This window comes from Flavobacterium sediminilitoris, from assembly GCF_023008245.1.
Classification (GTDB): domain Bacteria; phylum Bacteroidota; class Bacteroidia; order Flavobacteriales; family Flavobacteriaceae; genus Flavobacterium; species Flavobacterium sediminilitoris.
In genome coordinates, this window is record NZ_CP090145.1 from 1,443,583 (window position 1) to 1,470,101 (window position 26,519).

General features: G+C 29.0%; 23 protein-coding genes. 11 read left to right on the plus strand and 12 right to left on the minus strand.

The window, feature by feature from the left end:
• Positions 1–12 precede the first annotated feature (12 nt).
• Genes LXD69_RS06505 through LXD69_RS06520 form a run of 4 tightly spaced genes read left to right on the plus strand, consistent with a single transcriptional unit; the run spans position 13 to position 6,264 of the window.
• On the plus strand, positions 13–2,439 hold the full coding sequence (locus LXD69_RS06505) for a GNAT family N-acetyltransferase (protein ID WP_246918363.1): 2,427 nt from the start codon (positions 13–15) through the stop codon (positions 2,437–2,439).
• A 16-nt stretch (positions 2,440–2,455) separates the two neighbouring features.
• A complete protein-coding gene (locus tag LXD69_RS06510; protein WP_235270949.1) occupies positions 2,456–3,052 on the plus strand; it encodes a GNAT family N-acetyltransferase in 597 nt (198 codons plus the stop codon).
• A gap of 2 nt (positions 3,053–3,054) precedes the next feature.
• A complete protein-coding gene (locus LXD69_RS06515) occupies positions 3,055–4,845 on the plus strand; it encodes an IucA/IucC family protein (protein ID WP_246918364.1) in 1,791 nt (596 codons plus the stop codon).
• 21 nt (positions 4,846–4,866) lie between these two features.
• The gene (locus tag LXD69_RS06520) at positions 4,867–6,264 is read left to right on the plus strand and encodes an MATE family efflux transporter (RefSeq protein WP_246918365.1); all 1,398 of its coding nucleotides are present in this window, start codon (positions 4,867–4,869) and stop codon (positions 6,262–6,264) included.
• Here the strand turns inward: LXD69_RS06520 and LXD69_RS06525 are convergent.
• A complete protein-coding gene (locus LXD69_RS06525; RefSeq protein ID WP_045969809.1) occupies positions 6,261–7,700 on the minus strand; it encodes a nucleoside recognition domain-containing protein in 1,440 nt (479 codons plus the stop codon). The two genes, LXD69_RS06520 and LXD69_RS06525, sit on opposite strands and share 4 nt — an antisense overlap.
• A 150-nt stretch (positions 7,701–7,850) precedes the next feature.
• Between LXD69_RS06525 and LXD69_RS06530 the strand changes: the two genes are divergently transcribed.
• Positions 7,851–10,796, plus strand: coding sequence for a S8 family serine peptidase (locus LXD69_RS06530; protein ID WP_246918366.1), 2,946 nt, complete (start codon positions 7,851–7,853; stop codon positions 10,794–10,796).
• A gap of 47 nt (positions 10,797–10,843) precedes the next feature.
• Here the strand turns inward: LXD69_RS06530 and LXD69_RS06535 are convergent, their stop codons facing one another.
• The 4 genes from LXD69_RS06535 to LXD69_RS06550 form a co-directional block, all read right to left on the minus strand.
• The gene (locus LXD69_RS06535; protein WP_045969807.1) at positions 10,844–11,557 is read right to left on the minus strand and encodes a 3'-5' exonuclease; all 714 of its coding nucleotides are present in this window, start codon (positions 11,555–11,557) and stop codon (positions 10,844–10,846) included.
• A gap of 17 nt (positions 11,558–11,574) precedes the next feature.
• Positions 11,575–12,741, minus strand: a complete 1,167-nt coding sequence (locus LXD69_RS06540; RefSeq protein WP_246918368.1) for a serine hydrolase domain-containing protein — start codon at positions 12,739–12,741, stop codon at positions 11,575–11,577.
• A gap of 58 nt (positions 12,742–12,799) precedes the next feature.
• Positions 12,800–13,270, minus strand: a complete 471-nt coding sequence (locus LXD69_RS06545) for a methylated-DNA--[protein]-cysteine S-methyltransferase (RefSeq protein WP_045969803.1) — start codon at positions 13,268–13,270, stop codon at positions 12,800–12,802.
• A gap of 76 nt (positions 13,271–13,346) precedes the next feature.
• The gene (locus LXD69_RS06550; RefSeq protein WP_045969801.1) at positions 13,347–13,796 is read right to left on the minus strand and encodes a DUF1573 domain-containing protein; all 450 of its coding nucleotides are present in this window, start codon (positions 13,794–13,796) and stop codon (positions 13,347–13,349) included.
• A gap of 180 nt (positions 13,797–13,976) precedes the next feature.
• On the opposite strand from LXD69_RS06550, the gene LXD69_RS06555 reads away from it, so the two are divergent.
• Both LXD69_RS06555 and LXD69_RS06560 read left to right on the plus strand, forming a co-directional pair.
• Complete coding sequence (locus LXD69_RS06555) at positions 13,977–15,245, plus strand: sensor histidine kinase (RefSeq protein ID WP_045969798.1); 1,269 nt, start codon at positions 13,977–13,979, stop codon at positions 15,243–15,245.
• Complete coding sequence (locus LXD69_RS06560) at positions 15,238–15,921, plus strand: response regulator transcription factor (protein ID WP_045969796.1); 684 nt, start codon at positions 15,238–15,240, stop codon at positions 15,919–15,921. The genes LXD69_RS06555 and LXD69_RS06560 overlap by 8 nt, the downstream gene beginning before the upstream one ends.
• On the opposite strand, the gene LXD69_RS06565 is transcribed toward LXD69_RS06560, so the two are convergent.
• Entirely contained in the window at positions 15,918–16,307 is a 390-nt protein-coding gene (locus LXD69_RS06565) for a c-type cytochrome (protein WP_246918370.1), read from the minus strand. The genes LXD69_RS06560 and LXD69_RS06565 overlap by 4 nt on opposite strands.
• Positions 16,308–16,456: 149 nt before the next feature.
• Between LXD69_RS06565 and LXD69_RS06570 the strand changes: the two genes are divergently transcribed.
• On the plus strand, positions 16,457–17,386 hold the full coding sequence (locus LXD69_RS06570) for an HU domain-containing protein (RefSeq protein WP_045969794.1): 930 nt from the start codon (positions 16,457–16,459) through the stop codon (positions 17,384–17,386).
• Positions 17,387–17,453: 67 nt separating this feature from the next.
• Positions 17,454–17,963, plus strand: a complete 510-nt coding sequence (locus LXD69_RS06575; protein WP_045969792.1) for an acyl-CoA thioesterase — start codon at positions 17,454–17,456, stop codon at positions 17,961–17,963.
• A 51-nt stretch (positions 17,964–18,014) separates the two neighbouring features.
• Here the strand turns inward: LXD69_RS06575 and LXD69_RS06580 are convergent, their stop codons facing one another.
• From LXD69_RS06580 to LXD69_RS06595, 4 genes are read right to left on the minus strand one after another with little or no spacing between them, the layout of a single operon-like run.
• Positions 18,015–18,710, minus strand: coding sequence for an ABC transporter ATP-binding protein (locus tag LXD69_RS06580; RefSeq protein ID WP_045969789.1), 696 nt, complete (start codon positions 18,708–18,710; stop codon positions 18,015–18,017).
• Between the two features lie 44 nt (positions 18,711–18,754).
• Positions 18,755–20,224, minus strand: coding sequence for a DUF5687 family protein (locus LXD69_RS06585; protein WP_246918372.1), 1,470 nt, complete (start codon positions 20,222–20,224; stop codon positions 18,755–18,757).
• Positions 20,225–20,282: 58 nt separating this feature from the next.
• A complete protein-coding gene (locus LXD69_RS06590) occupies positions 20,283–20,984 on the minus strand; it encodes a hypothetical protein (protein WP_045969785.1) in 702 nt (233 codons plus the stop codon).
• A gap of 1 nt (position 20,985) precedes the next feature.
• Complete coding sequence (locus LXD69_RS06595; protein WP_045969783.1) at positions 20,986–21,321, minus strand: PadR family transcriptional regulator; 336 nt, start codon at positions 21,319–21,321, stop codon at positions 20,986–20,988.
• Positions 21,322–21,449: 128 nt separating this feature from the next.
• Here LXD69_RS06595 and LXD69_RS06600 point away from each other — a divergent pair, with 128 nt between their 5' ends.
• Positions 21,450–22,502 (plus strand): ferredoxin--NADP reductase, encoded by a 1,053-nt coding sequence (locus LXD69_RS06600; protein WP_246918373.1) that lies wholly within the window; start codon positions 21,450–21,452, stop codon positions 22,500–22,502.
• Positions 22,503–22,540: 38 nt separating this feature from the next.
• On the opposite strand, the gene LXD69_RS06605 is transcribed toward LXD69_RS06600, so the two are convergent.
• Positions 22,541–22,762, minus strand: a complete 222-nt coding sequence (locus LXD69_RS06605) for a winged helix-turn-helix transcriptional regulator (RefSeq protein WP_319800293.1) — start codon at positions 22,760–22,762, stop codon at positions 22,541–22,543.
• Between the two features lie 10 nt (positions 22,763–22,772).
• On the opposite strand from LXD69_RS06605, the gene LXD69_RS06610 reads away from it, so the two are divergent.
• A complete protein-coding gene (locus LXD69_RS06610) occupies positions 22,773–22,946 on the plus strand; it encodes a hypothetical protein (protein WP_246918374.1) in 174 nt (57 codons plus the stop codon).
• Positions 22,947–23,030: 84 nt separating this feature from the next.
• Here the strand turns inward: LXD69_RS06610 and LXD69_RS06615 are convergent, their stop codons facing one another.
• Positions 23,031–26,516: an efflux RND transporter permease subunit gene (locus tag LXD69_RS06615; protein WP_045969778.1), complete on the minus strand. Its 3,486-nt coding sequence runs from the start codon at positions 26,514–26,516 to the stop codon at positions 23,031–23,033.
• Positions 26,517–26,519: the final 3 nt, after the last annotated feature.

Sequence of the window (26,519 nt, forward strand, 5' to 3'; positions counted from 1 at the left end):
AACAATATAAAAATGAATACAGACAATAGATTAATGAAGATAAAAGAGAATAGCATTGTCTACGCTAATTTTATCCCAAACTTTGGTCTTATTGAGTTCAGACCTCTATATCTTGAAAAAGATATAACTATTATACATGACTGGGTAAATCGTGAATATGCACAATATTGGGGAATGCAAGGGAAGAAAATGGAAGAAGTGAAACAAGAATATGAAAAAATAACAAAACATTCAGATGTTTTTATAGGACTAGTGAATGGTAATATATCATTCTTATTAGAAAGGTATAACCCAAAATACGATAGTATTAGTAATTATTATTCTGTTAAAGAGTATGATTGCGGAATACATATTATTGTTGCTCCAACAACAAAACCAATTCATCAATTTACGTGGCATATTTTTTCAAGTATTCTGAAATTCATATTTAACGATTTAAGAATACAACGAGTCGTTGTAGAACCTGATATTCGAAATAAAAAAATGTTTAACATCTGTCATCGCGTAGGATTTGTAGATGATAAAATGATAGAATTACCCCATAAAACAGCACTTTTAGCCTTTTGTACAAGAGAGCAATTTGTAAAAGCAATAGATACATTCAATTTAAAACAAACAAAAATGCTATATCATAATCAAATAGAATTTCCAGAACAAGCAGTTCAACATATCAATTCAGAAGTCTGGGAAAAAGCAAATAAATTATTAGTTAAAAAAGCAATTTGCGAATTTTCACATGAATTATTATTGCATCCTAAAGTAGAAAAAAAACAAGATAATTGGAATAAGTATTGTTTAACAACAGATGATAATCAAATAAAATATTCTTTTAAAGCAAAGCTACTTGCTTTAAATCATCTAACAATTGATAGCAATTCTATAATAAAAGAACGTAATGGTGTGGAAATAGAAATTGATGCCATACATTTTATATCTGAATTCAAAGAAAATATAGGAATAAGTGAAGAATTGTTTCCGTCTTATATAGAAGAAATTATTAGTACATTATATGGCAGTGCTTATAAATTAGGTAAAGAGTTTTTAACAGCTAAAGAGTTAGTAAAAGCAGATTTTCAAACTATTGAACAGTCTATGACTGAAGGACATCCGGGTTTTGTAGCTAATAATGGAAGAATAGGATTTAATAGTATGGATTACAAGGCTTTTACACCTGAAACAGGAAATCCATTTCAAATCCTTTGGTTAGCAGGTCATATTGATAGAACAATTTATGCAGGAACAAAAGAGTTAGAATACAAAACGCTATTATCGCATGAACTAGATAATGATACAATTGAAAAGTTTAATGATATAATAAAAAAACAAGGGAAAAATCCAGAAGAATATTATTTTATTCCTATTCATCCATGGCAATGGTTTAATAAATTAGCGAATGTTTTTTCTCCAGAAATAGCAAAAGGGAAATTAATATGTGTTGGATATAGTCCAGATTTGTATCAAGCACAACAATCTATCAGAACTTTATTTAATATTAGCAATCCTAAGAAATTTTACACAAAAACATCACTTTCAATATTGAATATGGGATTCATGCGTGGGTTACCTGTATATTATTTAGGAACAGCACCAGAAATGGCAGAATGGTTGAATAAATTATTAGGGAAAGATAAATATTTACAAGATGTGAATTTTGAAATGTTAGGAGAAATTGCTTCAATAAGTTATATTAATCCTTATTTTGAAGATTATGGAAAGCACAATCCATATAATAAAATGATAGCATCATTGTGGAGAGAAAGCCCTGTTTCTTTTTTACAAAAAGAAGAACAATTAATGACAATGGCAGCTTTGTTACACGTAGATAATGATGGGAAAGCTTTGTTGCCAGAAATTATAAAAGCATCTTCTTTAGAAATTGATTTGTGGTTGAAAGAATATTTTAAAGTATATCTAAGTCCATTATTACATTGTTTCTACCAGTACGATTTAGTATTTATGCCACATGGAGAAAACATAATATTAGGGTTTAAAAATCATATTCCCATTCGTTCGTTTATGAAAGATATAACGGAAGAAGCTGTGATTTTAAATCCTGAAGTTGAAATACCTGAAAATATTATCCGAATTTATGCAGAAGTACCTGAAAAGGTTAAATTATTATCCATTTTTATAGATGTTTTTGATGGTTTTTTCCGATTCATGTCGAGTATATTAGTTGAACATGTAAATTATAATGAAAATCTTTTTTGGGAATTAGTTGCCGAATGTATTCATGATTATCAAGAAACACAGCCGCATCTTGCAGGAAAATTTGAACAGTATGATTTATTTGAAACACAGTTTGAATTATCATGTTTAAACCGTTTGCAAATAAACAATAATAAAACAATGATAGATCTTGATGATCCTGTTGCTTTATTACAATTTAAAGGAAAATTACAAAATCCAATAGCTCCTTATAAAAAAGTAACGGTTTAATTTTTTTCAATATATAATGATAAATACAAGTAAACATCTTACTAAAGATACTTTGGAAGAAGTTGTTTTTACTAAAAATATTTCTGAAATCGGAACTTTTGAATTAAGACCTATAAATTTAGAAAAAGACATTGAGGCTATTCATAAATGGGTAAATAAAGAATATGCAATTTATTGGGGAATGATGGGTTTTTCTTTTGATGAGGTTAAAATAGCCTATGAAAAAATAGTTAAAAACACTCAAGTTTATATAGGAACCTTTAATGGAATAATATCTTTTTTATTAGAATGTTATAATCCAAAGGAAGATGTAATTAACAACTATTACAATGTGGAAAAAGGAGATCGAGGTATGCACATTTTAGTAGCTCCATCAGAAAACCCAATTAAAAACTTCACATGGTCTATTTTTACCGTTATACTTGATTTTATATTTAATGATAGTGAAGTAAAACGAATAGTAGTAGAACCAGATGCTCGAAATTATAAAATCCATCAACTTAATAAAAAAGCAGGCTTTGTTTTTCAAAGAATTGTAGAACTTCCACATAAAAAAGCACATTTAGAATTTTGTACTCGTGAAGACTATTACAAAGCCTTAGAAAAATTATAATTATGAATAATACCATTTTAATTACTCCAAATGATACTATTAAACATATAACTAAAAGTAATTGGGACAAGGCAAATAGGCAATTAGTTAAAAAAGCACTTAGCGAATTTGCTCATGAATTATTAATAAACCCAGCTCTAAACGAGAATAATGAGTATATTGTTTATACACCTGATAAAAATAATAAATACAGTTTTAAGGCTTCTATTTTGTCCTTGAATCATTGGGCAATAGTATCAGAAAGTATTAAAAAAATGACTAAAGATAAAGAAGTGACTTTATCTCTTCCAGATTTTATAATTGAGTTTAAAGATGTTTTTGATATTCCAGAAATATTGTTACCAACATATCTGGAAGAAATTACAAGTACTATTTATAGCACAGCATTTAAAATTGAAAATCAAAAATACTCAGCAAAGGAATTAGTTAATCAAGATTATCAAGAGATAGAACATGCTATGACAGAAGGTCATCCGTGTTTTCTAGCAAATAGCGGTAAAAACGGATTTAATAGCCTTGATTTTATGCAATATTCTCCAGAAGCAAATGCTCCTGTCCAATTAATTTGGTTAGCAGGACATAAAAGTAGAGCAACTTTTTCAAGCATTGACGCCTTGAGTTATAAAAAACTTATACAACAAGAATTAGATGAGGAAACACAAATAGAATTTGAAAATAGAATTAAAAATAAAGGACGTAATAAAGATGATTTTTTCTTTTTCCCTGTTCATCCTTGGCAATGGTTTAATAAATTAACATTAATCTTTTCTCATGATATTGCTTCAGAAAAATTAATTTGTTTAGGATATGGAAAAGATATTTATTCAGCTCAACAATCGATTCGTACTTTTTTCAATATAAGTAATCCAGAAAAAAATTATGCAAAAACAGCTCTTTCTGTAGTAAATATGGGATTTATGCGAGGACTTTCTCCTTATTATATGGAAAGTACACCTGCAATTACGCAATGGATTGATAATTTAGTAAAGGAAGATAATTATTTGCAAGGTAAAAAGTTTATATTGTTGGGAGAAGTAGCAACCTTAGGATATAGAAATTTTTTATATGAGCCTCTTGGAAGAGGAATTGCACATAATAAAATGTTAGCAACATTGTGGAGAGAAAGTCCTATTCCAAAACTTGAAAAGAATGAAAAATGTATGACAATGGCTGCTTTATTACATGTCGATAATGAAGGAGAATCTTTTGTAAAACAGCTTATTCAATCTTCAGGAATTTCAGCTAAAGAATGGATTAATCGTTATTTAGATTGTTATCTTTCTCCATTACTTCATTGTTTTTATCAGTATGAAATAGTATTTATGCCTCATGGAGAAAATGTAATTTTAGTATTAGAAAATAATATTCCTACAAAAGCAATAATGAAAGATATTACTGAAGAGATAATGCTTTTTAATACTAAAACACCATTGCCTGAAAAAGCAAAACGTATCTATGTTGATATGGATGACTCATTAAAGGTACTTTGCATATTAAATGATGTTTTTGAATTTTTTTTTAGATTTCTTGCTTCAATTCTTCATGAAAATGAGATTATATTTGAAAACGAATTTTGGAAATTAGTAGCAAAATGTATTCATAATTATAAAAATGATTATCCAGAATTACAATCGCAATTTAATAAATTTGATTTGTTCGTGAATGAATTTGATGCTTGTTGTTTAAATCGTCTACAATTAAAGAATAATAAACAAATGTTAGATTTAACAGCACCAACAGATAGTTTGCAGTTTGTAGGAAAGTTGCAAAACCCATTGGTTAATTATAAATAAGAAGTTTTATAAATATATAAAATGAAGAGAATAATAAATTTTTTGCGAGAAGTATTAAATGGAGATGGAAACCATGACTTTACTAGTATGAATATGAATAAAGCCATTCTCTTCTTAGCTATTCCGATGGTTTTAGAATTGGTTCTAGAATCTGTTTTTGCTTTAGTAGACTTGTATTTTGTAGGACATTTAGACAAAAGTAATTTAGCAATTCAGATTATAGGACTAACGGAGTCTATAAATACTATTATTTATTCTATTTCTATTGGACTGAGTGTAGCAACCACTGCAATTATATCTAGAAGAGTAGGAGAGAGAAAAACGAAAAAAGCAGGAGTAGTTGCAATGCAATCTATTCTTATATCTGTTTTTATTTCGATAATAATTAGTGTTGTAGGTGTTTTATATTCAGAAGAAATATTTGTTTTTTTAGGTGCATCAAATCAGTCAATTGCGTATGGTATTTTATATCCTAAAATTATTTTAGGGAGTAGTGTTTTTATTATACTAATCTTTCTTATAAATGGAATTTTTAGAGGAGTTGGAAATCCTGCATTAGCCATGAAAAGTTTATGGTTTGCAAACATTTGTAATATTGTTTTATGTCCTATTTTAATTAATGGTTACGGATTTATTCCTGAAATGGGAATTGTAGGAGCTGCACTAGCTACTGCAATAGGAAGAGCATTAGGTGTTTTTTATCAATTGTATTTTTTGTTTTTTAAAGTAAGATTGATAACTATTAAAATGAAATATATTAAACCAAAATATAAAGTAATTATGTCGCTTATTAAAGTATCAACACCAGGAGTTATGCAATATGTAATAGCATCATGTAGTTGGATATTTTTATCACAAATTGTAGCAAAAACAGGTGGAGAAAATGGATCATCTGGATTTCAAACTGCAATACGAATTATGATGTTTTTTATGTTGCCAGCTTGGGGATTGAGTAATGCTACTGCAACATTGGTAGGGTTAAATTTAGGAGCAAAACATAAAGAAAGAGTTAGAGAAGCAGTTGTTTTAACTACAAAATATAATGTTATTTTTTTAGCTATAGTAATGATCTTGTGTTTGCTTTTTGGGAAAGAAATGATTCAGTTTTTTACAAACGATATATATATTATTGAAATAGCTTATTCGGCATTACAAATTGTAAGTTATGGTTATCTTTTTTATGGAATAGGGATGGTGCTTAATAATGCTTTTAATGGAGCAGGAGATACTATAACTCCTACTTGGATAAATTTTGTAGGGTTTTGGTTAATTCAAATTCCTTTAGCTTATATGCTTTCATATACTTTTAAATTTGAGGCTACAGGTGTTTTTATTGCAATTCCTGTAGCAGAAGCATTAATCACAATAATGAGTATTATGATGTATAAAAGAGGGAAATGGATTAATGTAAAAGTTTAAAAAAACCAACTTGCCACTAAAATTCCAGTAATAACACAAATTAAATCAATTAATAACATCATGCCTAAAGTATAACGTGTGTTTTTGATACTTACAGAACCAAAATAGACAGCTATAACATAAAAAGTAGTTTCTGCACTACATTGAAAAATACAACTTAAACGACCAGCAAATGAGTCTGGACCAAAAGTGCGCATTGCATCAATCATAAAACCACGAGAACCACCAGAACTAAATGGTCTTAAAATAGCAACAGGTAGTGAGTCTGTAATTTCTTTGGCTACACCTAAATGAGCAAAAACAAAAGAAATTCCGTAACTTATAATTTCAAATAAACCACTATTTCTCAATAGAGAAATGGCAACAAGCATTCCCATTACATAAGGAAAAATCATTACACCAGTTTTTAATCCATTATTTGCCCCTACAACAAAAGTGTCAAACATAGTTGTTTTTTGAGCAGTGAACTTTTTCTCGTTAATGAAGGAAAAAATTAAAGTAAAACCAATGATTGCTAATAATAATACGCCAGATAAATTAGCGGTAAAATAATTTTTACCTATTAAATCTAAGGTGTTTACATAGAATAATAGACCAATTATAGCTCCAATCAATCCCATTAAAACAGCTAATAAAGAAGTGCTTTTAAAATTGATTTTTTGTTTCATACCAACTAATAAAAAAGCAGCAATCGTTCCTACAAATGAGGTAATTATACAAGGTAACATCACATCAGCAGGATTTGCAGCATTTTCAGCCGCACGATATCCAATTATAGATGTTGGAATCAAAGTTAATCCAGCAGCATGTAAACACATAAACATAATTTGAGAGTCACTTGCTTTATCTTTGTCTTCATTTAATTCTTGTAAACTTTGCATGGCTTTTAATCCAAAAGGGGTCGCAGCAGAATCTAATCCTAAAAAGTTAGCTGCAAAATTTAAGGTCATATAAGAAATAGATTCATGATTTTTAGGGATAGATGGAAAAACTTTAGCAAACATAGGGCTCAATTTTTTAGCTAGTTTTTCAGATGCTCCAGAAATAATTAATAATTCCATAATTCCACAGAAAAAAGCTAGATATGCAATTAGCGGAAGGATTAAATCCATTAAACTGCTTTTACACATTGGTAATAATCCATCAGATTGTTGAATACCACTATATAATTTAACAGTTTGTTTGTTATATATATAGGTAGTGTCGGCATCTTTTGTATTGTAATTTAAAACAAAAGTTTTTTCAGAAGAATTTTGAATACTATCTTGAATAAACTGAGGAATGTCTTTTAAATATTTTTCAGCAATTAATATAGGCTCGTCTTTTTTACCATTTAGAACATAATCAATAGAATAATATTTTGAAGTGAATAATCCTATAATTATAAAAGCAATTGATGAGACGAAAATAGCTAGCCAAAATCTACTTAATACCATAACTTGATTTTTTGTAAATATACAATTTATAGTACAAATATAAATGACAAGTAAAATAGTTGAATGATTTGTGTTTAAATATTATCATTATTTATTTTTTTAAATAAATAATTGGCTATTTTTATTTTTTTTAACACAACACAACGTATTATGATACAAAAAATACTTAAAATGTGTTTTTTTATTCTTTTTGCATCATTTTCTTTCGCTCAAACAAAAGATGATATTCCTAAAATTATAAAAAAATATGATATTGAAAAAATTAAAATCAGGTCTGTTTTCTTTGAAAAGTTAGAAAAGCAAGAAAAAGAAGAAGCAATTAAAGTTGCTAAAATAGAAGGATGGCCAATAATTGTTGAGAAAGTTGATGGTACTTTTGAGGAGTTAATGAAATTAACACCTGATGGATATCCGGTTTATTATTCAAACACAAATGTTAATGCAGCAAAATCTACTAGAGCGAATCATTTAAATAGTGGAGGGAGTTTGGGGTTGAATTTGAATGGACAAGGAATGGTAGCAAGAGTTTGGGATGGAGGAACTGTTAGACGGACTCATAGTTTATTTGAAAATAGAGTTATAACGGTTGATGATGCTACAGGAACAACATATAGTCCTCATGCAACACACGTAACAGGAACTGTAATTGCGTCTGATGCTTCAGCTACAGCAAAAGGAATGGCTTTTCAGGCTACAGCAAGAACATTTAATTGGACAAATGATGAGAGTGAGGCAGCAAATGAAGCATTAGGAGGAATGTTAATATCTAATCATTCATACGGAATTCCTGTAACTAGTTCTACAGGAACAGTTCAGCCAGCATGGTATATTGGAGCATATACTTCAGGATCTAGAAATTGGGATGAAATAGCTTATTTAGCACCATATTTTTTGCCAGTAATGTCTGCTGGGAATGAAGGAAATAATAATGATAATGTGAACCCGATAGCTTTTGGTTTTGATAAGTTAACAGGAGATAAAACATCTAAAAATAGTTTGATTGTTGCTAACGGTAGAGACGCTAATGTTTCAGTTGATGGAACTTTAATTAGTGTACAGATTAATTCTTCTAGTAGTCAAGGTCCTACTGATGATAGAAGAATAAAACCAGACATTACAGGTAATGGAACAGCGTTAACATCTACAGATAGTTCAAGCGATATAGCTACTTCTTCTAGAACAGGAACATCTATGGCAAGTCCTAATGTAGCAGGTACTTTGCTGTTATTACAACAACATAATAGAAATATAACGAATAATTTTTTAAAAGCAGCTACATTAAAAGGATTGGCTTGCCATACTGCTGCTGATGCTGGGAATGTGGGGCCAGATGCAAATTTTGGTTGGGGATTATTAAATGCTAAAAAAGCAGCTGAAGTATTGACGAATAATGGTTTGGATTCATGGGTTTCGGAAGAAAATTTATTGCAAGGACAAACATTTTCTAAGACAGTTATATCTGATGGTGTAAACCCTTTAATAGCTTCAATTACTTGGACTGATCTACCTGGAGAAGCAAATAATGGTAATCGTCCAGATAATGATCCTACTCCTGCATTAGTAAATAATTTAGATATTAAAATCACGAAAGATGGAGTAATATATTATCCTTGGAAACTGCAAAATAATCCAAATGATTTAGCAATTAGAAGTGAAGATAATGATGTTGATAATGTAGAACAAATTAAAATTGATGCTCCTGTTGCTGGTGAGTATCAAATAACAATAACGCATAAAGGAAATTTAGTTAATAATAACCAAGACTTTTCATTAGTTATTACAGGTATATCATCAAATTTTTCATTAATATCTAAGTCAGATGATTTAACGGTTTGTGATAATTCGGATGCTGTTTACTTGTTTGATTATAAGCAGAATGGAACAGGAACAACAATGTTTTCCGCAGTCGATTTACCAAATGGAGCAATTGCTACTTTTAATCCAGCTAGTCTTAGTACGAATGGAGTAGTTACTATGACTATATCAGGACTTGTTAATGTTGTTCCTGATGAATATAGAATAGGTGTTTTAGGAGATAACGGGTTTGAGACAGAAGCAAGGTATAAAACATTGGAGATCTACTCTGCGGTTTTTCAACCTATTGTTTTAAATTCGCCTTCAAATTCACAAAACACTCTTGCTCCTTCATTAGTATTAGAATGGGAAGGTAACAATAATGCAGAATCTTATAATTTAGAGGTTTCAACATCGTCTAATTTTGCAACATTACTTGTTAATGAAGTAGTATCTGTTACAAATTATTTGTTGGAAGGTTTAAATGAAGAAACAACCTATTATTGGAGAGTAATTCCTTCCAATAGATGTGGAATTGGTTCTAATACTAATGCAAATGTTTTTAACTTTAAAACAGGGAAATTGATATGTGGATTTTCATTTATAGCAAATGATTTTTCAGATGCAGTAATAGCTACTGTGGCAAATAGCTCTGCTTCAGTTCCAATTGAAGTTACAGGAGGATTATTGATAGGCGATATTAATGTTGATTTGGATATTTCACATACCTATGTTCAAGATGCAACTTATTATTTAGAAGGACCTGCTTCAATAGGAAGTCCGGTAATTACGTTGTTTAGTCAACCATGCGGAAGTGGCAACGATATTAATTGTACACTAGATGATTCAGGTACGGATTTAACATGTAACCAATCTGATCCAACAATAACAGGTATTGTGAGGCCTTATGAAACTTTAAGTGAATTAAATGGACTAAGTGCTGATGGTACTTGGATATTAAGAGTAGAAGATCCGTTTAATGGAGATGGAGGAAGTATTAATGGCGTAACATTGTCTTTTTGTAATTTAGAAGAATCTTTAAATATAAGAAAGAATATTTTATCAGATATTAATATATATCCTAATCCTGCAAAAAATAGTATTAATGTTGATTTGAATAATTCTTTGGAAGGAGAAACAAATTTTGCATTATATGATATCCAAGGGCGATTGATGTTGAAAAATAAATCTTCTGATATCAATATTATATTAAGTGTTGAGACATTAATAGATGGAGTTTATTTCTTAACTCTTGAGAATGGAGATAATAAAACAACAAGAAAAATTATTATAAAGAAGTAATTTACATTTAATTCATGTATAAAAAAAGGACTTTTAAAGTCCTTTTTTTATACATGAATAATTTCTTCATCAATTAATAATTCTTCTCTACGAAATCGAAGAAAAATTTGAGCAACAGCAATTACATCTTTTTCGCAATATGTAATAATGCGATCTATATCTTTTTCTACATAAAAAACATAAGCTACTTCACTACCATCAATGTCGTCTTTTGGAGAAGGAACACCTAAAATTTTTGTCAATAGTTTTAATGAGGTAAAATGCTTATAGTCTCCAAATTTCCATAATTCTAATGTGTCTAAATGAGCTACTTCCCAAGGTTTTTTCCCAAAAAGATTTAATTTATCAGGTAAAGCAACACTGTTTATAATCATTCTTCGAGCAATAAATGGAATGTCAAATTCTTTGGCATTATGACCACATATAACATGTTGAGGTTGATTAAAGTGATTATTTAGTAAATTAGAGAAATCTTGTAGTATTTTCTTTTCTTCTCCCCAAAAACTAGTAACTCTAAAATTTCTTATATCGGCTTTATTTGTAAAATAACCGACAGAAATAGTAATAATTTTTCCAAACTCAGCCCAAATTCCTGCTCTTTCATAAAAATCTTCAGCAGTTACTTCATCTTTTCGTTGGTATTGTGTTTTATGTTCCCATAGCTTCTTAGCTTCTTCGTCCAAACCTAAATAATTATCATATTCAGGAACTGTTTCTATATCTAAAAAGAGAATATTATTGAGGTTTATTTTTTCAATCATGAATAATTTCTTTAAATCTAATTTTGATTCTTTCTTTGATTTAACATTTTATAAGCTTCTTGTACATAAGTATACAAATCATTACTATGTGGGTCGGTTTCCGTCTGTAATCCTTTAATGTGACCTAAACGAACAATAATTAGTTTGTCTTCTGGGATAACAATAACAAATTGTCCTAAATGACCACGCATATAATAAAGGTTTTTATCGTTAATTTTATTTAGCCACCAGCCATAACCATATTCAGAACTTTCAGGGAAACGAGGTGTAATGCATTTTTGAACAAAAGTGGAATCTAATAATTGCTTTCCGTTCCAGTTTCCATTGTTTAAATAGAGTTTACCAAAACGAGCAAAATCTCTAGCATTACTAGCAATACAGCAATATGCTTTTTCAATACCATCATTCTCATGGTCTAATTGCCACAAAGCTTCATTTTCAGATCCCATAGGTTGCCAAAAATGTTTTGAAACATAATCAGAAACATATTCCCCAGTTGCTTTTTCAATACACATGGCTAATAGTTGAGTTGATCCGCTTAAATATTTAAATGATTGTCCAGGTTTCTCATTAATTTCTAACCCTAGAATTACTTTTTTTAAATCATCATCAAAATAAGCTCTAGTAACAATTGAAAATGGGCTATAATATTTTTCATCCCAACTTAATCCTGAAGCCATAGAAGATAAGTCACCAACTGTTACTTCTTTTGCGAATTTTCCTTTCAATTCTGGAAAAAAATCAACAACTTTTTGATCTAAATTTTTTATTTTCCCTTCCATGATAGCTTTTCCTAATGCCATTGTAATGACACTTTTTGCCATTGAAAAAGAGTTGGATTTGGAATCTTTAGTATATCCATCAAAATAACTTTCATGAAAAATACTATCGTTTTGTATAATTAAAAAAGAAGCGGTTTTGAGTTCTTTATGCGTTTTTTCTAGTGTTTCTGTAGCAGGTATTGTATTGTAATCTTTAGTAATATTCCATGGTTGGGCAGCTCCTTTTTTTATTTCTCTATTAGGAAAATGAGTATAATCTTCTAAGAATGCAGTTGTGTAACCTCTAAAATAAATTGTTCGTACGGCTCTTAATAAATAATCTACATCGAAAATATACATTAATATGATAATGGAAACTATTATAATAGATAACCATTTGAAGAATTGTTTTAAAAATTTCATAAGACACTTATATGTTTGTGACATAAAAGTAACAAAAAACATTGGTCGTTTAAAATTTTTAGAAAAGACTTTGTTGTTTTATAGGGTTTTCATGATCTAGAAGCCATTTTTTCCGCCATAAACCGCCAGCATAACCAGTGAGAGAACCATCAGATCCAATAACACGATGGCATGGAACAACAATCCAAAGAGGGTTTTTTCCATTTGCTGATGCAACAGCTCTAATTGCTTTTACGTCTCCTAATTGTTTAGATAGTTCTAAATATGAAATGGTTTTACCATGAGGAATATTTAATAATAACTTCCATACTTTTTGTTGAAAATCAGTTCCTTTTGGGTTCAATGTGAAGGTGAAATGAGTGCGATTACCTTCAAAGTATTCATTTAATTGTTTTACTGCTTCTTTAAGTTCAAGAGGGATATTTTTTGTAATTTCTCCTTCTTGTAAAATTGAAATAACTGAAATGCCTTCCTCATCTCCTTTTATTTTTGCAGTTCCTAAAGGTGTATTTATAAAAACGGTTTCCATTTTATAAAGATAAAAAAAACCATCTTAATAAAAAGATGGTTTCTTAAAAGTAAGATATAAAAAAATTGTTGTTTTATTATTTAAACATTACTGATTTTCCTTCTTTAGCGTTTTCAGCAATTACTTTTCCTTTAATGATTAAAACTTTTGGAGCTGCTCCTTCTTCACTAGTAGTTACAGTCACTGTTTTATGAAAATTTCCAGGAGATGCAGCATTGTATGTAGCTGTAACTGTTCCTTTTTCACCTGGCTTAACAGGTGTTTTAGTGTAATTTGTAGCAGTACATCCACAAGAAGGCTTTACATTTGTTACTAAAATAGTTTCATTAGTAGTATTTGTAAATGTAAATTCATATGATACTGGCTTACCTTTTTCAATATCTCCAAATTCATGTGTTTCAGCAGCCCATTTGATTGCAGAAGTTTTTGTTTGTGCAATAGTTGAAGGTGCTTTAGTTACTGCTGATTGAGCAAATGATATTGTTGAGATGAATAATGCAACAATTGATAATTTAATAGTTTTCATATGTTTGAATTTTTATTTTAATAATTTTGTTCTACAAAGTTAAAAAGGAATGCTGATTTTGTTGTTAATCAATCCATAATGATTGTTAACGACATGTTAACAGAAGATGTGGAACAATAATTTCTTGTAATATTATATGATAATTGAAGATGTTGAGAAAGAAACTAATCCATTTTATAAATGAAATTAAGTAGATTTAATATTGTAATATTTATAGGTTTTTTTGCTATTCTAGGAGTGATTATAATGCAGTTTTTTTTACTTAACCAAGCATATTCATTTGAAAAAAAGGAAGTAGAAAGTAAGATACATTATGCTTTGCGTGATGTAGTTGAAAGAATTTATATTGATAATAATTCAGAGTTAATAGTTAGTAATCAAATAAAGAAAATAGCACATAATTATTATGTTGTAAATGTAAATGATGTGTTTGAAAATAATATTTTAGAATTTTATTTAAAAAAAGAATTCAATAGAGTAAATCTAGATTTAGATTTTGAATATGCAATATATGATTGTGGATCAAATAATATGGTGTATGGTAATTATATTGATGCAGATGGAGATACAAGTAAAAAATGTGAAGATTGTTTTACTAAAAATCATGATTTAATATATTATTTTGCAATTCGGTTTCCTACATTAAAGCAAAATTATTTCAGTAGTTTAAAACAATATTGGATATATACGGTAGTTTTGTTTATTGTACTTATAATATATGTTTATTCGGTCTTATTAATGTTAAAGCAAAAAAGATATACTGTTTTGCAAAATGATTTTATCAATAATATGACACATGAGTTTAAAACACCATTAGCTTCCATTTTAATTGCATCAAATTATGCTAATTCTCAAGATGAAATTAAAAAAAGTCCAAAACTCTCAAAATATATAGAAATAATAATCAATCAGAGTAAAAAATTAAATCAGCATATTGAGCAAATTTTATCATTAGCAAAAACGGATAGTCATAATATTCAATTAAATAAGACTAAAGTTGAGTTAAGCAACATTGTGAAATTAATAAAAGAAAACATTCTTTTAAAGTATTCAAGAGAAATTACTTTTACATTGTTGTTCCCGAAAAAATATACAGTTTTGGCAGATGAATTTCATTTTTATAATATTTTATATAATATTGTGGATAACGCTATAAAATATACTAAAGGAAATCCAGATGTAACTATGATGATTAATGATAATGTAAAATATGTTACTTTATCTATTTCAGATAATGGAGATGGTGTATCTGAAAAAGACTTGCCATTTATTTTTGATAAATTTTATAGAGTAGAAAGAAAAGATAGCAAAGAAATAGAAGGCTTTGGGATAGGATTAGCTTATGTGAAGAAAATTTGCCAATTACACAATTGGAAAATAAGTGCAAGTTCTACAGAAACAGGTTTAACCATTTCAATACAAATACCTAAAACGGATATCTATGAATAAGAAACGTATTTTATATGTTGAGGATGATGAAACATTGGCTTTTTTAACATCAGATAATTTAGAACAATATTTTGACGTGGTTCATTGTAATAATGGAGCTATAGCTTTTGAATTATTTTGTAAAGAAAGTTTTGATTTATGTGTTTTAGATATTATGCTTCCAGATATGGATGGTTTTGAAATTGCCACAGAAATTAGAAAAAGAGACGAGGAGATTCCTATTATTTTTCTTTCTGCAAAGACAATGAAAGAAGATAAACTTAAAGGATTAAGATTAGGCGCTGATGATTATTTGGTTAAGCCATATTCAATTGAAGAGCTTATACTTAAAATTGAAATTTTTCTTCATAGAAGTCAAAAAACAATAGAAAAAAACAATAAAAGCTATACAATAGGTTCTTATGTGTTTGAATTTGAAAATTATTTATTAAGAAATGATAAAGAAGAACTAACACTAACAGAAAGAGAATCTGCACTTTTGAAACTTTTTTTAGATAATGTTAATACCGTTTTAAAAAGAGAAAAAATTCTGACTTCATTATGGGGAAATGATGATTATTTTTCAGGAAGAAGCTTAGATGTATTTATTTCTAGATTGCGAAAAATTTTAAAAGAGGAAGAGAAAGTGAAAATTGAAAATATACCTAGAATTGGCTTTAAAATGGTTATTGATTAATCGGCAAAGCTAAGCATGTAAGCTTCTAAAGCTTTTAGCTCTTCTTCCGACATTTTTTTGGTAATAGAGAAATTTGTCTTCATTACTTCATATTGATTTTTGTCTACAATAGGTTCGCTCTCTTCTTTTAGGAAAGCAATAATGTTGCCATTTGATTTTTTATAAATTGTAGCAATCTCTTTAATGCTAGGGCCAATAACTTTTGAAGTAGGTTTATGACAAGCAATACAAGTGCCTTTTCCTTCAAAAAGGTCTTTCCCTTTTAAAGTTAAATCAGTATCTACTATTTGAGTGTTTTTTTCTGTAGAATTTGTCTCAGCTTTATTTCCACAATTATAAAGAGTGATTGTGAAAAATATAAATATAAAAAACTTCATTTGTTTCATAGTAAATTCTTTTAAGAAAGATTGTCAAAGATAAAAAGGAAAGACGATATATTTCTTCAAAATTTCAAACTGTTTTATGTTTTTTCAATTGTTAATAAAATTTGTTAATAATTTTTTGAGAAGTCTATTGATTGCTTAACTTTGTGTTTATGATGTTAGACAAATATATATCGGATTTATTATATCGTTATCAGTGTGTTACTATTCCTGGTTTTGGTGCTTTTGTTACTGAAAATCAGTCGGCACAGATAAGTGGAAGCGCATGTACCTTTATTCCGCCTAGAAAAAATGTATTTTTTAATGTAAATATTAAAAATAATGATGGGTTATTAGCAAATCATATTTCATTACAAGAAAAAATCACTTATGAAGAAGCTTTAGAAAAAATTAATTTTGAAGTGAGTCTTTGGATGTCGTCTTTGCAAAATAAAGATAGAGTTGTTTTAACAAACATTGGTGAAATATACACAAATAGTGAAGCTAATTTTGTTTTTGAACCATCAAATTCAATAAATTACTTAGTGTCTTCTTTCGGATTAAATAGTTTTGTTATTCCAGAGATGAAACGAGAAATTTTAAAAGAACAAGTTGAGGCTATAGAAGTTAAAGCTCCTATTGTATTTACACCAGAAAAGAAGAAAAATTATTCGTTTTTGAAATATGCTGCGGTTATAACTTTGTTTTTTGGAGCAGGAATTACAGCGTATAAAATTCAATATGATCAACAAGTAAAAATAGATACACTTTTGGTACAAAAAGAAGTACAAGAAAAAGTGCATGATAAAATTCAGGAAGCAACTTTTTTTATAGATAATCCTGTAGCTACAGTTGAATTGGCAGTAAAAGAAGAGAAATTATCATATCATTTAATTGCAGGAGCTTTTAGAAGTGAAGAAAATGCTAAAAAAGCATTGAAAATATTAAAAGATCAAGGCTATGACGCTCATTTGCTAAACAAAAATAGTAATGGACTAACGCCTGTTGCTTATGGAAGTTTTAAAACTGCTGAAGAAGCTGAAGCTGAAAAAAGTAAACTATATAAGGAAGATAATGCCGATGCATGGCTTTTAATAGAATAAAAAAATCCCTTTTTGGGATTTTTTTGTATTGAATTATTATGAGCTTACTATCTTTGCAAAAAAAACAATGCAAACAAAATATCCTTCAGAATCAGTTACTACATTAACTGATTTAGTTTTACCAGGAGAAACGAATCCTTTAAACAATCTTTTTGGTGGGGAATTATTAGCCAGAATGGATAGAGCAGCAAGTATTACCGCTAGAAGACATTCTAGAAGGATTTGTGTAACTGCTTCAGTAAATCACGTGGCTTTTAATAGAGCAATTCCTCTAGGAAGTGTTGTGACAGTTGAATCTAAGGTTTCTAGAACATTTAATACATCAATGGAGATTTTTATAGATGTATGGATTGAAGATAGGGAATCTGGAGTTAAAAATAAGGCAAATGAAGCTATTTATACATTTGTAGCAGTAGATGAAACAGGAAGACCAGTGCAAGTAGCGCCAATTGAGCCTCAAACAGAACTAGAAAAAGAAAGATTTGAAGCTGCTTTAAGAAGAAAACAATTAAGTTTAGTTTTAGCAGGAAAAATGATGCCTAGCGAAGCTACAGAGCTAAAAGCATTATTCTCATAAATTTTAAAAAAATCCGATTAAAACTTTAATCGGATTTTTTTAATTACTTTTTTAAGCTGAAAAAAACATTTCTAATTCTTTTAGTGTTTCTGTAGTAGGAATTAAATCTTTCACAACATCACCTTTTTCTAGGACTACAATTCTATCTGAAACTTCAACAGTGTGTTGTAGATCATGACTAGATACTAAAACAGTAGTGTTCTTATCTTCTGCTAAAGATTTAATTATTTTTTTTAATCTAATTTGAGTTGTAGGATCAAGATTTGCAAAAGGCTCATCAAGAATAACAACTTCAGGATTGCCAATTAAAGCACCTACAATACCTGCTTTTTTAGCATTACCTTTTGATAGATCACGTAAATATTTTTTGTTGTTTAAAATTTCTCCGTTAAAGAAATCTTCGTAATTTTTAAGGAAACTATCTACATCAGCTTTGTTCCAACCTCTTAATTCTCCTATGAAATAAAAATATTCTTCAGGAGTAAGATAGCCTATTAAGAAAGTTTCATCAATAAAAGAACTAGTAAAAACTTTCCATGATTCACTAGTGTTTATTTGAATATCATTAGATGTTATTTTTCCATCTGTAGGTTGAATTAAATCTAAAAGTAAGCTAAAAAAAGTAGTTTTTCCAGCACCATTATTACCTACTAAACCAAAGCTTTGACCTTTTGGAATTTCAAGATTTTGTATATTTAAAACGGTAGTTCCGTTGTATGTTTTTTTGAGGTTTGAAACTTGTATCATTATATAATATGTTTTAAAGTTTTTAGCGTATAAAATTAAAAAGGTTACTTTTTTTGCTTGTATGCTTCAATAGTAGCATATTTCTCTTTTTTGTAAATAGATTCAATAAGTTCAAATACTTTATTTTTAAAGGTAAAACCTAAAATACCAGTAATTGCTACAAATAAGTAGCCATATTGCCATCCTAATGTATAATGACCTATTGCATATACAATCATTGGTAAAGCTAATTTTGGTAATGAGATTAATAGTGTTTTTATATTGAACGATTTTTTATCTCCAAAAGCATTTTTATTTGAAGTTAAATCGATAGGTGTTTTTATATAAGCACCACCTAATAAAACTAAATGCGAACTTACTCCAATATTGAAAATTGCACCTACAACAATAGCTAAATAAACTTCCCAGCCAAAATATAAATAAAAGGAAGCTAACAATGTTGAAATGACTGTTGCAATAACCATTAGCCACCATTTTGATGATAAATAATCTCTATAAGTTATGTTTTGTGTCATCATTAAAGGATAATAAGAACTATCCCAACTTGGAACAAACTGTCCAAAGTTTAATAAAAAACCACCAGAAACAAATATTCCCGCAAAAATTTTCCAAACAGGAGCATCATAAGCTTCTATTGATTTTGTAAAAAAGAGTAGCCCATAAAATAGAAACATAACACTCATTAACAAAGTAGATTTTGCTCTTTTGTTTCTTTTTAAAAGACGAATGTCATTCTTCAAAAATGTAGCTAAACTTCCTAATTGGTCTAGCCAAGTGAAATTTTCAGTAGTTGCATCATCTTGCTTTACAGATAATCCAGCATCTAAATAAAGGTTGGATTTGAAAAATTTAAAAGTAAAGTAGTATAATGTACTAAGAATAAATAAAGGAATCAAAATGGTATAAGGATAATTGTAGAAGTTTTCAAAAAACAGATTTGTGTATTGAGTAATATCAAAAACAGCATAGTATTGAAGGATTCCTAAAACTCCGAAAATAGCAGCTACAATATAAAAGACAATATCTTTTTTGTCTATCAATATAGCAATAAAGTTATTGCAGTATATTAAAAGTAATATGCTTAAGCCCCAAAACAAACTGTTTAAAGGAGGAAATCCTTCTTTAATTAATACAATCGTAAATGGAATAAAGAAGAACCAATGAATAAAATTAAAAAAGGAAAGTATTGTTTTATTTAAAGTATAATGTACGATTTTATTCTTTTTAATATTCTGATTTAAAAAAGGACGAATCGTGAGTGATGGCATTTTTTGAAAAAAGAACCGTATGAATAAATCAAATACTAAGTAATAAATAATGAATTGATTAATAGTAGGAAAAGGTTCTAATCCAGCTTTCTCTATTAGAAAATAAGAACCAATACCTAATAGGATAAAAGTACCGATAAAGTATATTGCCCCAAAAATCATTAGAATTTTTAAAGCCAAATTAGACGAAAAGGATGATGATCTAAAAAAGGCTTTCCATTCTAGAGTAATGAATTGTTTAATCATATTTTAGATTGTTAGTTTAGTTATATGATTAGTAGCTATAAATTGAAAATTGTTACGATTAATCTACTAATTCATATTCAGGATATGTCTCTTTTAAATAAACTTCAGCTTTAGAAGGTATAATTTTGATGATTACATACATTATTAAATAGTAGGAAACAATAATAAATGAAACAAGTAATAATAGAATCGGTTTTTCAATTATTGTTTCGTTAAAAATGTTTGCGCCATTTACTATTTGAAGAGGAATAAATAGTAAGCCAGAAAAGTGACCATAACTATAAATAATTTCTTCAAAAAGCCATCTTTTTTTATCTTCTTTCTTTTGTTGATTAATTTTTCTTTTTGTAAAAGAAAAAAAGAAAATTGATATTAGAATTCCAGTTAGGAATATAATAGGAAATATAGCATCAAAAAAGAGAATAGATAAAATTTTTGATAGAATATAAGTTGCTAAGAAAGTACCAATGATTTGAGGTAATTTGAAGAAATCTTTAAAATGTTTCCAAATAATCATATTGTATTTTTTACTTAAAGAAGCTTGTCTTTTTTCTACAACATCCATGAAACCAAAAACACCAAATTTTTTAAACTCTAATTGTAGTACATCTTCAAAAGGGATTTTTGGATTTTCTAACCATTGCTTTTCAATGGCATTGGCTAAATGATCAACAAGTTCTGTTTGTAAATCGTACCATTCTACATAATGTTGACGTGTAAACTCATATAGTCGATTTATTTGTTCAGTAGTTAATTGCATTTTAATAATTCAATTTTGGATTAACAATAGTTTGCATATTTTTTATAAATTCTTCTAATTCAGAAAGCTTATTAATGGTCTCTTTAGTTCCTTTTTCAGTTAACTTATAATATTTTCGTAAACGATTATCTACTTTTTCTACTTCAACAGTGAGCAATTCTTCAGCTTCAAGTTTATGTAAAGCAGGGTATAAAGCACCTTCAGTAATCTTTAATTCACCTTTTGTAATTTCTTTTACTTTTTGAGTAATTTCATAGCCATACATTCTTCCATTTTCTTCAAGAAGCTTCATTATTATTGTATTTAGACTTCCTTTATACAGTTGAGAGTTTTTCATTAGATTTTGTTTTAGCTTTAAAAGCAAACTCAAATATACATAAATTTCTTATGTATAATATTTTTAGGTATATATTTTTTCAGTTTTTCTTAATTAGGTTTCTTATTTTTGTATAAAATATTAAAGTAATGTCAACATTCTATAAATTAGTTATAAAAGAAATAAAAAGAGAAACCACATCATGTGTTTCTATACTTTTTAATGTGCCAGATGAATTAAAAGCGTTTTATAAATTTATTTCAGGTCAATATGTTACACTTAAGTTAACATTAGATGGGGAAGAAGTGAGAAGGGCTTATTCAATTTGTTCATCTCCAAAAAGTGGAGAATTACGAGTAGCGATTAAAGCTGTAAAGAATGGTTTCTTTTCAAAATTTGCAAATGAGAAGTTGAGTGTAGGAAACGTAATCGAAGTAGGATTACCAGAAGGAAAATTTGTTTTTGAACCTCAGGCCGATAGGTTAAGGAATTATGCTGCATTTGCTGCGGGAAGTGGTATAACACCTATTTTATCTATTATTAAATCAGTTTTAGAAGAAGAACCAAAGAGTACGTTTGTACTAGTTTATGGAAATAAAACACCTCAGGATGCTATTTTTCATGATGAATTACAAGCATTGCATTTAGAATATGTCGGTCGTTTTTTTGTTCATTATGTATACAGTCAAGTTAATGTTGAAAATGAACTTTTTGGTAGAATAGATAAATCAGCGGTTAATTTTATTATAAACAATAAGCATAGCGAAAAGTCTTTTAATAAGTATTACTTATGTGGCCCAGAAGAAATGATAAATACAGTATCTGCTGTTTTAAAAGAAAATCATGTTTCTGAAAAAGATATTAAATTTGAACTGTTTACTACATCATCATCAGAAAATACTTCAGCGTCATTGTTAGAAGGACATTCAAAGATTACGGTTGTTGTAGATAATGAAGAAACTATTTTTGAAATGAGTCAGAAACAAACCATTTTAGAAGCCACATTAAAACAAGGAGTAGATGCTCCATATTCTTGTCAAGGAGGAGTTTGTAGTAGTTGTATTGCAAGAGTAACAAAAGGAGCTGCAATTATGAAGAAAAATTCAATTTTAACCGATGGAGAAATTGAAGAAGGATTAATATTAACTTGTCAAGCTCAACCTACAACACCAGATATTTTTGTAGATTTTGATGATGTATAAATTTTAATTAGATAAATAATCAAATCTGAGATGTCTTTCTAAGATGTCTCAGATTTTTTTTTTTGATTAACTAAATAAGCCTGATCAGGTTTTATATCTTTGATATAATCAACTCCCCATTCGTATAAAGGGTCAAATATTAAACATAACTTTTTACCTCTTTCAGTTAACGAATATTCTACTTTTGGAGGAACTTCTGCATAAACTTTTCTGTTTATAATATCATCATTCTCTAATTCTCTTAATTGACTAGTTAACATTTTCTCAGTTATGTTCTCACAGTCTCTTTTAATCTCACCATATCTTTTTGTATTTCCATTATCAAGAGTAATTGCTGTTCATACGGATGCTATAAATCACTGTAGTCTAACCAAAGTAGAATTAGATGCTTATATTGAAAAAGAGAATATTAATACCCAGAGAAGGAGATATTCTTCTTTATAACCAAGTAATTAAATAAAAAACAAACCACAACAAAATAGTTTGTTGTGGTTTGTTTTTTATTCTGTCTTTTTCAAGAAAGATTTTTTATATATTTTCTAATTGTGTGTGTTTTCTTTTATGTAACCAAATTTTTAATAAGCTTACTAAATAGAATAATACAGGGACAACTACTAATGTTAGGAATGTAGCAAATACTAATCCGAAGATTACAGTCCATGCTAAAGGTCCCCAGAAAATAACATTATCACCACCCATATATATTTTAGGATTAAACTCGCTAAATAATGAGAAGAAATCAATATTAAATCCAATAGCAAGAGGAATTAAACCTAAAACAGTTGTGATTGCAGTTAAAAGTACAGGACGTAAACGAGCTTTTCCACCTTTAACAATGGCATTAAAAACATGTTCCTTATCTAAAACAGCTCCTTTAGGTAATTTTAATTCTTCAGTTTTACGATCTAATAGTAATTGAGTATAATCGAGGAGGACAACTCCATTGTTTACAACAATACCAGCGAGCGATATAATTCCCATCATGGTCATCATAATTACAAATGGCCAACCTGTTATCATTAATCCTAAGAATACTCCGATGAAACTTAAAAATACAGCAACCATAATGATAGAGGGTTTCGAAATAGAGTTGAATTGGAATACTAAGATTAGCATAATTAATCCTAATCCAGAGAATAAGGCACCCATTAAGAAAGCCATTTGTTTATTTTGTTCTTCAATTTGTCCAGTAAAGTCAAATTTAACTGTTTTTGGAGCATCGAAGTTTGACATTTCAGATTGAATTTGAGTTACAACTGCACCAGCATCTGTAAATCCAGGAGATAAAGCAGAATATAAAACAACAACACGATTTAAATCACGGTGCTTAATAGCACTAAATGAAGAAGTGTTTTTCTGTGTAGCTACTGTTGAAACGGGAATTTCTTTTAATTGTCCAGAAGCCATGTCTCTAAAGGTGATATTCTGATTAAAAATAGCACTTTGATTATAGCGATTGTCTTCGTTGAAACGAACATAAATATCATAATCGTCTCCATCTTTTTTATAAATTCCGGCTTTTTCTCCAAAAATAGAACGACGCAATTGATTTCCAACTTGTCCAGCAGAAACGCCCATTTCTCCAGCTTTTTCTCTATCAACCATTACTTTCATAGCAGGTTTTCCTTTATTGACATCAACTTTTAATTCGTCAATTCCAGGAATATTTTTCCCATTAAGAAAGTCTTTCATTCTTTCAGCTGTAACGATTAATTCTGTATAATCATCACCTTTAATTTCTATATTAATTGGGTATCCTGCTGGTGGACCAACAGCATCTTTTTCAACAGAAATAGAAACACCTGGATAAATATCTTTTAATGATTCTTGAACTTTTAAACGTAAGTCTTCAGAACTTCTACCATCTCTAAATTTGTATTCACGCATTGACATGGTGATTTTTCCTTTATGTGGCATTTCTGCTGAAGAACCTCCATCAGTTTGAGGGTTTCCAGCTCCTTCACCAACTTGAGAAACTGCTGATTCAACTAAGTAATTGAAATTTTGATTTTCTTTGTCAATGAAATCATCAGAATTCATAACAGCATAAACGCGTTTCTCAATATCTTTAGTAATAATATTTGTTTTCTCAATATCTGTTCCTTGTGGATACTCTATGTAAACAATTACTTGATTTGGTGTGTTATCAGGAAAGAATTCTACTTTAGTTCTTCCACTACCGACACTCCATCCAAAATAAAGGAATAACACAATAAAAAACATAAGAAACATACCAATAACCACAAAATAAGGTTTTTTCCCTCCAAGAAAATAACGCAACCATTTTTCATAGCCATTTTCCCAACGTGTTAAGATGGAGTTTTGGAACTTAGTAGTTAATTTTTTAATTAGATATTTATATAGCCAAAACATAATTGCTGTAACAATCATTACAGATCCTAAAGCACGCATTGATCCTCCAAAAATTAGAATAAATATTCCAAATCCACCTAGAAGAATGCTCAAACGAATAAGTTGCTTTCTAGATAATATTTTTTCATTTACATCCATAAATTGAGAAACCATCACCGAATTGAAGAAAACAGCAACAAATAATGATGAACCTAACACTACTGAAAGTGTAATTGGGAAATATTTCATGAATTGTCCCATTGTTCCAGGCCACATTCCAAGAGGTACAAAGGCCGCAACAGTTGTAGCTGTTGAGATGATAATAGGTAGTGCAATTTCACCAATACCTTTTTTAGCAGCTTCAATGCGACTCATCCCTTCTTCGTCCATCAATCGATATACGTTTTCTACTACCACAATTCCATTGTCAACAAGCATTCCAAGTCCCATAATCAATCCAAAAAGGATCATTGTATTCATGGTGTATCCAAATGCATTTAAAATCATGAATGACATAAACATAGACATTGGAATAGCAAAACCAACGAAAAGAGCATTTCTGAATCCTAAGAAGAACATTAATACTCCTACAACTAGTATAATACCAAAAATGATATTGTTAACTAAATCATCAACTTGGTTTAATGTTCGAGAAGATTGATCGTTTGCAAATGTTACTTTTAAATCGGTTGGTAATACATTTTCTTGTGCTTCTGCAACTATTGTTTTAATTTTCTCTGATGCTTCAATCATGTTTTTACCAGCACGTTTTTTAACGTCTAGCATCACAACACTTTTTCCAAATTCTCTTGCGTAAGTAGTTTTGTCTACATCTTTAAAAGTCACATTAGCAATATCCTTTAGGTAAACAGCACCACCAGTTGTTTTTACAACAAAATTGTCTAAATCAATTGGTTTTTCAATTTCACCTTCAATACGAATAGTACGTCTTTGTCCACTAGCAATTAAATTTCCAGCTGACATTGTTACATTTCCATTTCGAATAGAATTAATTACATCATCAAAACTTACTTTTGATGCCATCATCTTATAAATATCAACCGCAACTTCTACTTCCTGTTCTTGAGCTCCACGGATATCAACTTGTTTAATTTCGGTTAAGCCTTCAATTTCGTCTTCTAGATGTTCTCCATATTTTTTTAACTTGTTTATAGGATAATCCCCAGAAAGATTGATGTTAAGAATCGGAATTTCTTCTGAAAGATTTAAATCGAAAACATTTGGTTCGACTTTAGCACCATTAAATGTTGGCCAATCTTCACCTGCCTTTTTAGAATCGACTTTGTCTTTTACTTTTTGTTTTGCAGCTTCAACCGATATCTTTTCATCGAATTCTATAGTAATAATACCATAATCTTCTTGAGAAGTTGATAAAATTTCTATTACATTACTAACGTTTTTAAGCTCTTCTTCTAATGGATCTATGATAAGACGTTCAATGTCTTCGGCTGTATTTCCAGGATAAAGAGTGCTAATATAAATTTTAGTTTCTTTAATTTCAGGGAAATCTTCTCTTGGCATTCCATAATAAGCTGAAAGACCAAGGATGAAGAATAATGCCATCATTACATAAATGGACATTTTATTTTCAATTGCCCATGATGATAGCTTAAATTCTTTTTCTGTATTGTTTGTACTCATAAT

What these genes read in the sequence shown, in the direction of transcription:
- LXD69_RS06505 (WP_246918363.1), top strand. Translation starts at nt 13, where the DNA reads ATGAATACAGACAATAGATTAATGAAGATAAAAGAGAATAGCATTGTC.
- LXD69_RS06510 (WP_235270949.1), top strand. Translation starts at nt 2,456, where the DNA reads ATGATAAATACAAGTAAACATCTTACTAAAGATACTTTGGAAGAAGTT.
- LXD69_RS06515 (WP_246918364.1), top strand. Translation starts at nt 3,055, where the DNA reads ATGAATAATACCATTTTAATTACTCCAAATGATACTATTAAACATATA.
- LXD69_RS06520 (WP_246918365.1), top strand. Translation starts at nt 4,867, where the DNA reads ATGAAGAGAATAATAAATTTTTTGCGAGAAGTATTAAATGGAGATGGA.
- LXD69_RS06525 (WP_045969809.1), bottom strand. Translation starts at nt 7,700, where the DNA reads ATGGTATTAAGTAGATTTTGGCTAGCTATTTTCGTCTCATCAATTGCT.
- LXD69_RS06530 (WP_246918366.1), top strand. Translation starts at nt 7,851, where the DNA reads ATGATACAAAAAATACTTAAAATGTGTTTTTTTATTCTTTTTGCATCA.
- LXD69_RS06535 (WP_045969807.1), bottom strand. Translation starts at nt 11,557, where the DNA reads ATGATTGAAAAAATAAACCTCAATAATATTCTCTTTTTAGATATAGAA.
- LXD69_RS06540 (WP_246918368.1), bottom strand. Translation starts at nt 12,741, where the DNA reads ATGAAATTTTTAAAACAATTCTTCAAATGGTTATCTATTATAATAGTT.
- LXD69_RS06545 (WP_045969803.1), bottom strand. Translation starts at nt 13,270, where the DNA reads ATGGAAACCGTTTTTATAAATACACCTTTAGGAACTGCAAAAATAAAA.
- LXD69_RS06550 (WP_045969801.1), bottom strand. Translation starts at nt 13,796, where the DNA reads ATGAAAACTATTAAATTATCAATTGTTGCATTATTCATCTCAACAATA.
- LXD69_RS06555 (WP_045969798.1), top strand. Translation starts at nt 13,977, where the DNA reads ATGAAATTAAGTAGATTTAATATTGTAATATTTATAGGTTTTTTTGCT.
- LXD69_RS06560 (WP_045969796.1), top strand. Translation starts at nt 15,238, where the DNA reads ATGAATAAGAAACGTATTTTATATGTTGAGGATGATGAAACATTGGCT.
- LXD69_RS06565 (WP_246918370.1), bottom strand. Translation starts at nt 16,307, where the DNA reads ATGAAACAAATGAAGTTTTTTATATTTATATTTTTCACAATCACTCTT.
- LXD69_RS06570 (WP_045969794.1), top strand. Translation starts at nt 16,457, where the DNA reads ATGATGTTAGACAAATATATATCGGATTTATTATATCGTTATCAGTGT.
- LXD69_RS06575 (WP_045969792.1), top strand. Translation starts at nt 17,454, where the DNA reads ATGCAAACAAAATATCCTTCAGAATCAGTTACTACATTAACTGATTTA.
- LXD69_RS06580 (WP_045969789.1), bottom strand. Translation starts at nt 18,710, where the DNA reads ATGATACAAGTTTCAAACCTCAAAAAAACATACAACGGAACTACCGTT.
- LXD69_RS06585 (WP_246918372.1), bottom strand. Translation starts at nt 20,224, where the DNA reads ATGATTAAACAATTCATTACTCTAGAATGGAAAGCCTTTTTTAGATCA.
- LXD69_RS06590 (WP_045969785.1), bottom strand. Translation starts at nt 20,984, where the DNA reads ATGCAATTAACTACTGAACAAATAAATCGACTATATGAGTTTACACGT.
- LXD69_RS06595 (WP_045969783.1), bottom strand. Translation starts at nt 21,321, where the DNA reads ATGAAAAACTCTCAACTGTATAAAGGAAGTCTAAATACAATAATAATG.
- LXD69_RS06600 (WP_246918373.1), top strand. Translation starts at nt 21,450, where the DNA reads ATGTCAACATTCTATAAATTAGTTATAAAAGAAATAAAAAGAGAAACC.
- LXD69_RS06605 (WP_319800293.1), bottom strand. Translation starts at nt 22,762, where the DNA reads ATGTTAACTAGTCAATTAAGAGAATTAGAGAATGATGATATTATAAAC.
- LXD69_RS06610 (WP_246918374.1), top strand. Translation starts at nt 22,773, where the DNA reads ATGTTCTCACAGTCTCTTTTAATCTCACCATATCTTTTTGTATTTCCA.
- LXD69_RS06615 (WP_045969778.1), bottom strand. Translation starts at nt 26,516, where the DNA reads ATGAGTACAAACAATACAGAAAAAGAATTTAAGCTATCATCATGGGCA.